The organism is Streptomyces sp. TRM49041 (genome assembly GCF_008271805.1).
Classification (GTDB): Bacteria; Actinomycetota; Actinomycetes; order Streptomycetales; family Streptomycetaceae; genus Streptomyces.
Genome location: NZ_VSRY01000127.1, coordinates 20793 through 29945 on the forward strand (window position 1 = coordinate 20793; position 9153 = coordinate 29945).

The 9153-nt window shown below is 73.3% G+C and carries 8 protein-coding genes; 5 read left to right on the top strand and 3 right to left on the bottom strand.

Annotated elements, in window-relative coordinates; genetic code table 11:
- Positions 1–17: 17 nt before the first annotated feature.
- Entirely contained in the window at positions 18–359 is a 342-nt protein-coding gene (locus FVS66_RS15565; protein WP_187645540.1) for a hypothetical protein, read from the bottom strand.
- Between the two features lie 213 nt (positions 360–572).
- Positions 573–1667, bottom strand: coding sequence for a Ku protein (locus tag FVS66_RS15570; protein ID WP_149181792.1), 1095 nt, complete (start codon positions 1665–1667; stop codon positions 573–575).
- Positions 1668–1708: 41 nt separating this feature from the next.
- Here FVS66_RS15570 and ligD point away from each other — a divergent pair, with 41 nt between their 5' ends.
- The gene (ligD, locus tag FVS66_RS15575) at positions 1709–2599 is read left to right on the top strand and encodes a non-homologous end-joining DNA ligase (protein WP_149181793.1); all 891 of its coding nucleotides are present in this window, start codon (positions 1709–1711) and stop codon (positions 2597–2599) included.
- 53 nt (positions 2600–2652) lie between these two features.
- The gene (locus FVS66_RS15580; RefSeq protein WP_187645542.1) at positions 2653–3513 is read left to right on the top strand and encodes an ATP-dependent DNA ligase; all 861 of its coding nucleotides are present in this window, start codon (positions 2653–2655) and stop codon (positions 3511–3513) included.
- A 190-nt stretch (positions 3514–3703) separates the two neighbouring features.
- On the opposite strand, the gene FVS66_RS15585 is transcribed toward FVS66_RS15580, so the two are convergent.
- The gene (locus FVS66_RS15585) at positions 3704–4489 is read right to left on the bottom strand and encodes a nuclease-related domain-containing protein (RefSeq protein ID WP_149181794.1); all 786 of its coding nucleotides are present in this window, start codon (positions 4487–4489) and stop codon (positions 3704–3706) included.
- 190 nt (positions 4490–4679) lie between these two features.
- Between FVS66_RS15585 and FVS66_RS15590 the strand changes: the two genes are divergently transcribed.
- The 3 genes from FVS66_RS15590 to FVS66_RS15600 all read left to right on the top strand — a co-directional run bounded on the left by FVS66_RS15590 (position 4680) and on the right by FVS66_RS15600 (position 9138).
- The gene (locus tag FVS66_RS15590; protein WP_149181795.1) at positions 4680–7058 is read left to right on the top strand and encodes a PBS lyase; all 2379 of its coding nucleotides are present in this window, start codon (positions 4680–4682) and stop codon (positions 7056–7058) included.
- A complete protein-coding gene (locus tag FVS66_RS15595; RefSeq protein ID WP_149181796.1) occupies positions 7055–7321 on the top strand; it encodes a zinc-ribbon domain-containing protein in 267 nt (88 codons plus the stop codon). The genes FVS66_RS15590 and FVS66_RS15595 overlap by 4 nt, the downstream gene beginning before the upstream one ends.
- Positions 7322–7455: 134 nt before the next feature.
- Positions 7456–9138, top strand: a complete 1683-nt coding sequence (locus FVS66_RS15600; protein ID WP_187645541.1) for an ISAzo13 family transposase — start codon at positions 7456–7458, stop codon at positions 9136–9138.
- Positions 9139–9153: the final 15 nt, after the last annotated feature.

The following is a 9153-nucleotide window of genomic DNA, read 5'->3' on the forward strand; positions in this document are numbered from 1 at the left end:
CGAACCGCCGAGATGCCTCAGCCGGTCCCGCAGACCGACGGGAGCCAGGCCGCCGCCCTGTCGCGTGTACGGATCTTCTCCAACACCGTGAGCTGCGCCGAAAGGTCCCCCGGGTGGGCCAGGTAGCGGAGGACCGCCTGGTGGAAGGCGTCCCGCGTCGCCGGGGGCATCGCGTCCGACGCGTCCCAGCAGAGCATGGTGCCCGGGCCCCGCAGGGTCGCGTCGATCCGCCGAGTCGTGGGGTCCTTGTCGTACGGGCCCGTGGGAACCGACTTGTTGGCGGTGAAGTCCGGTTGCGCCGTGGCCGGGTCCGCCAGGTAGCGGATCAGCTTCCGCGCCTCCGGGGTGTCGCGCGGCATCGCCGCCAGGTCGCCTGTGGAGGGAGACCGGTTCGTGGTCGGGCCGGGGCTGTTCCAGCCGCAGCAGGGCCACGTCGCCGCTGGGGCCGCCGTCCGTGTCGCGGGTCGCGGGCGGCGTGCGTACGGTTCCTGGCGGTCCGGCGGCGGCCCGGGGCTGGGCGAACAGCAGGTCGTCCGGCCGCTCCCGGTCGCCCGTACCCGCCGCCAGGAGGGTCAGGCGGACCGCTTGCGGGATGTGCCCTTCTTCGCCGCCGTCTTCTTCGCGGCGGCGCCGCCCGCGGCCGTCTTCCGCTCGGCCGTGGTCTTCTTGGCGGCCGTCTTCTTCGCCTTCGAGGTCGTCTTGCGGGCCGGTGCCTCGGCGGTCGCCTTCACCGCGGTCTTCGCCGCGGTCTTCGCCGTGGACTTCCTGGCGGCGCCCGCCTTGGGGGCGGCCGGGGCGCGCGGCGGTGTCCGGCGGGCCGGCAGCTCCGTGACCGACGCCGCCTCCTCGGCCCCCGCCCCCGCCTCTCCGGTCTCCCCGGCCTCCTCGCCGCGTGCCTCGCGGGCCGCCCGTACGCTGCTCTCCAGCGCCGCCATCAGGTCGATGACCTGGGCGCCCTTCTCCGGTCCGGCTTCCGGCGGAGCCTCCAGGGCGCCCTCCGCCTTCGCGGCGATCAGCTCCTCGACCGCCTCCCGGTAGTCGTCGTGGAGGGTACTGATGTCCACCTCGCCGAGCGTGTCCATCAGCGCGTCCGCGAGGTCGAGTTCGGCATCGCGCACGGTCACCGCGGTGTCCGGGGCGACGCCCTCGGGCCGGCGGATCTCGTCCGGCCACAGCAGCCCGTGCATGGCGATCACGTCGTCCACGACCCGCAGCATCCCGAGCCGCTCCCGGCCGCGGAGCGCGAACTTGCAGATCGCGACCCGCTCGCTGCGCTTCAGCGCCTCGCGAAGCAGCGTGTACGGCTTGGCGGCGGGCACGCCGCTCGCGGCCAGGTAGTACGCCGCGTCCAGCTGCAGCGGGTCGATCTCCGACGCCGGCACGAAGGCGACGATCTCGATCGTCTTCGCCGTGGGCAGCGGCAGCGCGGCCAGGTCCTGGTCGGTGACCGGGATCATGGTCCCGTCGGCCTCTTCGTACGCCTTGCCGATCTCCGCGGAGGAGACCTCCTGGCCGTCCAGCTCGCACACCTTGCGGTAGCGGATGCGGCCGCCGTCCTCGGTGTGGATCTGCCGGAAGGAGACCGACCGGTTCTCGGTCGCGTTCACCAGCTTGATGGGGATGCTGACCAGCCCGAACGAGATAGCGCCGTTCCAAATGGATCGCACGGTTCATCCCTTTCGTACCGGAATCGTGGGATTCTCATCGTATGACGCCGATCACGGAGGTGGAGGGGCGGCGGCTCGCGCTCAGCAACCTGGACAAGGTCATCCATCCGGCCACGGGCACCACCAAGGGCGAGATCCTGCACTACTACGCGACCGTCGCCGAAGTGCTGCTGCCGCATCTGCACGACCGTCCGCTGTCGTTCCTCCGTTACCCCGACGGGCCGGACGGGCAGCTCTTCTTCACCAAGAACCCGCCGCTCGGCACCCCCGACTGGGTGACCACCACACCCGTCCCCCGGACGGAGGAGCCCGGCGCCCGGCAGGTCATGGTCGAGGACCTGGCCTCGCTCATGTGGGCGGCCAACCTGGTGGTGGAGTTCCATACGCCGCAGTGGCGGGCCGGGACGCCGGCCGTCGCCGACCGCATGGTCTTCGACCTCGATCCCGGCGCCCCGGCGACGGTCGTCGAGTGCTGCCGGGTCGCGCTGTGGCTCCGCGACCGGCTGGCGGACGACGGGCTCACCGCGTACGCCAAGACCTCCGGCGCCAAGGGGCTGCATCTGTACGTCGCGGTCGACCCCACCCCGTCCGACGAGGTCTCCGCGTACGCGAAACGGCTCGCCGTCGAGGCGGAGGCGGAGCTTCCGAGGCTGGTCGTGCACCGGATGGCGAAGGCGCTGCGCCCCGGCAAGGTCTTCGTCGACCACAGCCAGAACGCCGCCGCCAAGACCACGGCCGCCCCCTACACCTTGCGGGCACGCCAGGAGCCGGCCGTCTCGACGCCCGTGACGTGGGGCGAGGTGGAGGCGTGCGGCGACCCGGCGCAGCTGGTGTTCCTGCTGGACGACCTCGCTCCCCGGGTCCAGGGGTACGGGGACCTGCTGCGCCCGCTGGTCGACCAAGAGGGGGCCGGGCCGGTGCCGGCGCCGTGAAGGGCCCGGTCGTGCCGCCGGTGCGGGTCGCGCTCGCCGAGACGGTGAGCACGATGCCCCGTGAGCCGGGGCGACTGGCGTACGAACCCAAGTTCGACGGGCACCGGATGGTGATCTTCCGCGGGGCGGGGGACGAGGTGGTCCTGCAGGCCAGGTCGGGGCGGGTGGTCACGGCCGCGTTCCCGGACATCGCCGAGGCCGCGCGGGCCCTGCCCGAGGGGACCGTGCTGGACGGGGAGGTCGTCGTGTGGTCCGGCGGCCGTGTCGACTTCGCCGCGGTACAGGGCCGGGCCGCGGCGACCCCCGGGCGGGCGCCCGCCTTCGCCAGGCGGCTGCCCGCCTCGTACGCCGCCTTCGACGTCCTCGCGGCGGACGGCGCCGACCTGCGCCCGCTCGCGTACGCGCGGCGGCGCGAGCGGCTGGTGGATCTGCTGGCGGAGCTGGGGCCGCCGATCCAGGCGGTGCCGATGACGACGGACGTGGCGGTGGCGGAGGACTGGTTCGAGACGCTGACGGCCGCCGGGATCGAGGGCCTCGTGGTCAAGCGCCTCGACCAGCCGTACAAGGCGGGCACGCGCGCGTGGCGCAAGCTGCGGCACACCGACACCCGGGACGCGGTGGTGATCGGCTTCACCGGCCCACGGAAACGCCCGTCCGCTCTGGTACTCGTCCTCCCCGACGACGACACCCCGGTGGTGTCCAGCCCCCTCCCGCCCCCGCTCCGCGCGCGAGCGGGCGCCACCCTCCGCGACCTCCCGACCGAGCCGGGCGGCACGGCCACGGCGGTGGGCGTGGGCGACATCACCTACCAGTCGGTGCCGCCCCGCCTGAGGGCGGAGGTCGCCCAGGGCACGACCCGCCACACGGTGACGACGGTCCTCCGCCTCAAGGAGGCGGAGGACGGGGTGGGCTGAGGAGCGGCCTCCGGGCAGGCACAGGGCGGCGGACAGAGGACGGAGCGGTCACGCGCCCCGGGACGGCACCCGGGCTTCGACCACGGCGGCAACCACCGGTCCGCGAGGAGCGTCGGCGCACCCCCGGGTGGACACGGTCGGCGCAGCGGGCCTGGTGCGCCGGCGGGCCTGGTGCGGATGACCGGGGTGGTCACAGCGTCAGCCAGGTGTGGCGGTTGCGGGCTCGGGTGTACAGGGACTCCACCTCCGTCGGCTTCAGGACGCCGCCCAGGCGGGCCAGGGAGGGGAGTTGGTCGTCGCGGGCGATGCGGACGTCCTGCAGGCCGGGCGGGATCGGGAGGCGGGTGGCGTCGGCCACCGCCAGGAGGGGGCGGACCGCCGTCGCCAGGGCGTGGGCCGCGCGGTCGGCGTCCTGGCGGAGGCGGCGCAGGAAGGCGCGGGGGGTGCCGCGGCCCACGGTGACGTCCGGGTCGGTGATCCGGACTCGGGAGCGGCGGGCCGCGAGGGTGCGGACGACGAGGGTGCCGCCCGGGCCGATCGCCAGGTGGTCGATTCGGGCCGTGCCCGGGAGCGGTATCGCGTGCAGGACCCGCCAGCCCGCGCCGTGCAGCCGGTCCAGGGCGTCGCCCACCTTCTGCTGGGCGGCGAGTTCGGCGGCGTACGGGTCACGGCGCAGCCTCCCCCGCCGACCGTGCGGTGCCGTGAGCAGGGGCTCGCCCGGGCGGTTGGGGGCCAGGTCGTCGTCCGGGTGGAGCGATAGCCGGGCCAGGTCCGAGGCAGTGGGGACGGGTGGCGGGCCGATCGTGACCTCTCCGGTGACGTACGGCGCGAGCGCCGCCCGCACCTCGTCGGCGTACCGCTCGTCCAGCAGGCTGATCCGGCCGCGCTCCTTCTCGTACCAGGCGACGCCCCGGCCGTCCCGGAGGCCGACGAAGAGGAGCCGCTCGCCGACCGGTGTGACGAGTAATGCCGTCATGCCCGTTCACCCCCGACGCCCATGGGAGCACCCGAGGGCTGGGCGGGCAATAACCGGGCAGAGAACAGAGGAACAGGTGCACGGACATGTGTCCAAGGCGTGTCCCAGGCGTGTCCGATTGCCGGGGCATCACCGTGCACGGTGTGGTGCACTATTGCCCCCAAGTGCAGTGTTCACGGGGAGGGAAGGCATGTTCACGGGGATCGACGAGGTCGACTGGGCCTCGCTGGGTCATGCCTACGGCCCGGCCGACGACGTGCCGGAGCTGCTGCTCGGACTGGCCTCCGGGGACCCGGCGGAGCGTGAGGCGGCGCTGGACGGCATCTACGGCGCGGTGCACCACCAGGGCGATGTGTACGACTCGACGCTCGCCTGTATCCCGTTCCTGCTGGAGCTCGTGGCCTCCCCGGAGGTCCAGGACCGGGGCTGCGTGGTCGAGTTGCTCGCCAGCATCGGCGGCATCGACCTGTCCGGCGACGACGAGCTGCAGGAACTCGACCCGGAGGACGAGGAGTTCGAGGACGCCGCCAACTACGCCATGGCCGCCGCCGCGGTGGCCGCCGGGGCGGACGTGTTCCTCGCGCTGGTCGGGGACGCGGACCGGGAGGTTCGGCTCGCCGTGCCGGGCGCGCTGGCCTCGCTGCACGGCGACCCGGTGCGGGTGCTGGACCTGCTGCGGGAGCGGCTCACGGTCGAGACGGACACCGAGGTGCGGCTGGCACTGGTGGAGGCCGTCGGACGGATCGCGCTCCGGTACGAGTCGCTGCGCGACGAGACGGTGAGCTGGCTGAACTGGCTGTCCGACGCCGCGCAGGACCCGGCGCTGCGGCTGGCCGCGCTGGCCCAGCTGGCGCGGTGCGCACCCGGGAAGCTGCCCCGGAACGTGGTGGCCACGGTGACCGGGCTCCTGTCGGAGCTGCGGACGGCGGGCGACGGCCACAAGCCCGGGGCAGGGCAGGGGCCGGAGCCAGGCACGGGAGCGGGGTCGGGCACGGGGTCGGGGTCGGGATGCGGCGCCGGGTCCGGGGCCGGGTCCGGGGTCGGGGTCGGGGTCGGCGGCGTATTCGGGGGCGGGAGCGTAGTCGCATCCGGCGGCAGCGCAAGCTTCGCGGAACTCAATCCACCCGTGACCCCGTGGAATTCGGCCAACTCATGGGCTGCGCCAGGTGTACGGGATTCGCTGCCGACATCGAATCCCGTTCACCCCGCACAGCCGGCGGACCCCGCGGAGCTGCGCCCCGTGACGCCGACACTCGTGGGGCAGCTCCGGGAGCCGCGCGACGAGCAGCGGGCCGGCCGCGGCACGGCCTGGGCGGACGATCTGCTGCGTACGCTGCACAGCGCCCTGGACGACCGGGTCGACGACCGCATCGCGCTGATCACCGCGCAGCTGCGCAGCCCCGACAGAGCCCAGCGGACCGACGCCGTATGGATGTGCGGCGGCCTCGTCCGCACCTGGCGCGGCGCGTACGACGAGGTGGTGCGGCTGGTCGGGGCGCAGCTGCGGGACCCGGAGCCGCGGCTGCGGGCGGCGGCCGCGAGCTGGCTGGAGGGCCTCTTCTCGCTGGCCCGGCCCGCCGCGGACGACCTGGCCGAGCGGGTGGCGATCGACCCTGCTCCGTGGGCGCCCGAGTGGGTGGGCGGCCGGGCGTGCTCGGCGGGCGCCCTGCTCGCGCTGACCCGGGCGGGCGACGCCCGTGCGGTACCGGCGCTGGCCCGCGCCCTGGAGCAGCCCGAACCCGACAACAAGCTGCTGTACGCCATCCCACACCTCGCGGAGGCCGGCGCCCCGCTGGCGCCCGCGCTGCGCCGCAGGCTCGGCGCGCTGCCGCTCGACGACGACCTCGGCGAGCAGTCCGGGCCGCTGCTGCTGGCACTGGCCGGGCTGAGAGCCGTCGAGGCGCTGCCGGAAGTGCTGCGGGTCCTGCGCGGGGCGCCGACGTTCCGCCGTGAGTGGGTGCTGGAGTCGGCGCTGCGGGCGGTGACCGCGTTCGGGCCCGCCGCGCGTGAGGCGGCGCCGGTGCTGCGCGTCCTGCTGGACGACGCGTCCGCCGGGACGGCGACAGCCGCGGCGCGGGCCCTGTGGGCGGTCGAGGGCGACGCCGGTGCCGTACTGCCCCGGCTGCGGGCGCTGTTGCTGACGCCGGACGCGCACGACCGGCGGTCGGCGGCGTGGGCGCTGGGCGCGTTCGGCGGGTCGGCCGCGGGGGCGGCGCCGGAGCTGCGGGCATGTCTGACCGCGCGGGAGATGTGGTTGCGGGTCGACGCGGCGACGGCGCTGTGCCGGGTGACCGGGGACACCGCGGAGGGGCTTCCGGTCCTGCTGGCGGCGTGGCGGGAGAACCGTCACACCAGGGTGGAGATCGCCGAGTGCCTCGCCGAGCTGGGCCCTGTCGGCGGCGCGGTCGCGGCGGAGGCGGCGCCGCTCCTGCGGGCCGAACTCGCGCGTAAACGCCGCCACAACGTCTCCGCCGGCGTGTCCGGCGACCACGACATCCACCAGGACGAACGGCTCCTCGCCCTGTGCCGGCGGGCGCTGGGGGAACCGGCCGGGAGGGGGCCCGAATGATCATCTTCGGCACCAAGGGGTATCTGTACCAGCTGGCGATGGTGACGCTCGTGTGCGGGCGGTGCGGTCATCCGGCGGCGCACGCGGTGCGGAAGCGGGTCACCAAGTTCACGCTCTTCTTCGTACCACTGTTCCCGGTCTCGACGTCGTACCGGACGCAGTGCGCGTTCTGCGGCGCCGAGCAGAAGATCACGGCCGAGGAGGCCGAGCGGCTGGCCGCGCCCCGGGACGGCGCCCGCGGGGTCGCGCCTCACCTGCGGTAACGGCGTCGCGGGGCGGGTGTGGGGCAGGTGTGGGGCGGCTGTTACACGGCCGAGGGGTTGCCGCAATGACGGGTGCCTAAGGGCTTGCGGAGAAACAAGTCGTTGCTTCCCTGATTGCTGGTCGTTGTTGTGGTATGGGGAAGCTGGGCGGGGTTGAGGCGGAACTGGCCGCGAAGTTCGAGGCGTTGTTCCCGCATCTGGACGAGCGTCAGCGCCGGTTGGCCATGGGGGCGGAGGCCCGGTCGCTGGGGCATGGAGGGATCCGGGCGGTGGCCCGTGCGGCCGGGGTGCGCGAGGGTACCGTCTCGCGCGGAGTGGCAGAACTGGAGTCCGGGGTGGCCCCGTTGGGCCGGGTCCGCCGGGAGGGCGGGGGCCGCAAGCGTGCGGTGGATCTCGATCCCGGGTTGCGGCCTGCCCTGCTGGCCCTCGTCGAGCCGGACATGCGGGGTGATCCGATGTCGCCGCTGCGCTGGACGACGAAGTCGACCCGTCACCTGGCCGGCGAGCTGAGCCGGCAGGGCCACCGCATCTCAGCGGAAACCGTGGCCGACCTGCTGCGTGAAGAAGGCTTCAGCCTGCAGGGCAACGCCAAGACCGTCGAGGGCAGGCAGCACCCGGACCGCGACGGCCAGTTCCGCTATATCAACGAGCGGGCCAAGGAGCACCAGGCCGCCGGGGACCCGGTGGTCAGCGTCGACACCAAAAAGAAGGAAGTCGTCGGCAACTACAAGAACGCCGGCGCCGAGTGGCACCGTGAGAACGAACCGGTCCGGGTACGGACGCACGACTTCCCGGACCCGGAGCTGGGCAAGGCCATCCCGTACGGGATCTACGATCTGGCCGCGAACACCGGATGGGTCAGCGTCGGCACGGACCACGACACCGCCGCCTTCGCCGTGGAGTCCATCCGCCGCTGGTGGAGCAGCCAAGGGTGCGGCGCCTATCCGCACTCGCGGCGGCTGCTGATCACCGCGGACGCGGGCGGCTCGAACGGCTACCGCACCCGCGCCTGGAAGGCCGAACTGGCCGCTCTGGCCCTGGAGACCGGCCTGGAAATCACCGTCTGTCACTTTCCACCAGGTACTTCAAAATGGAACAAAGTGGAGCACCGGCTGTTCTCCCACATCACCATGAACTGGCGCGGCAGGCCCCTGACAAGCCACGAAGTCATCGTCAACAGCATCGCCGCGACGACCACCCGCACCGGGCTGACGGTGCACGCCGAACTCGACACAGACGCCTACGAGACCGGAGTCCGGATCGTCGACCGGCAGATGGATGCCCTACCCCTGCACCGCCACGAGTGGCACGGCGACTGGAACTACACACTGCGGCCCGAGGCGTATGCCCAGGTCGGTGACGCACCGGACCCGTTCGACCAGCCCAGCCCCGACCTCTCCTGGCTCTGCCACCCCGCTCTGACCGGAATGCCAGCCCAGGAGTGGGACACGCTGATCACCACACTCACCGCCCTCCACGAGGATCAGCGGGAAGCACACCTGGACAAGCGGCGCGGCCACCGGCCCCGCCTGGCAGCCCCGGGCACCGGACGGCGCCCCATGCTTACCCTCGCCGACCGGCTCCTGGCCGCCCTCCTCCACTACCGGCTTGGGCTCCCGCAGGTCGCCATCGCCTGCCTCTTCGGCGTCACCCCCGAAACCATCAACCGGCGCATCCGCGACATCCGCCAACTCCTCGGCACGGCCGGACACAACATCCATCGCACTGACCAGCAACTCGCCACCCTGGAGCAGCTTTACGACCACGCGAGCACGGTAGGCATCACCGTCCCACTCAAGATCAAGGCAGCGAGTTAATGATCTGCAAGCCCT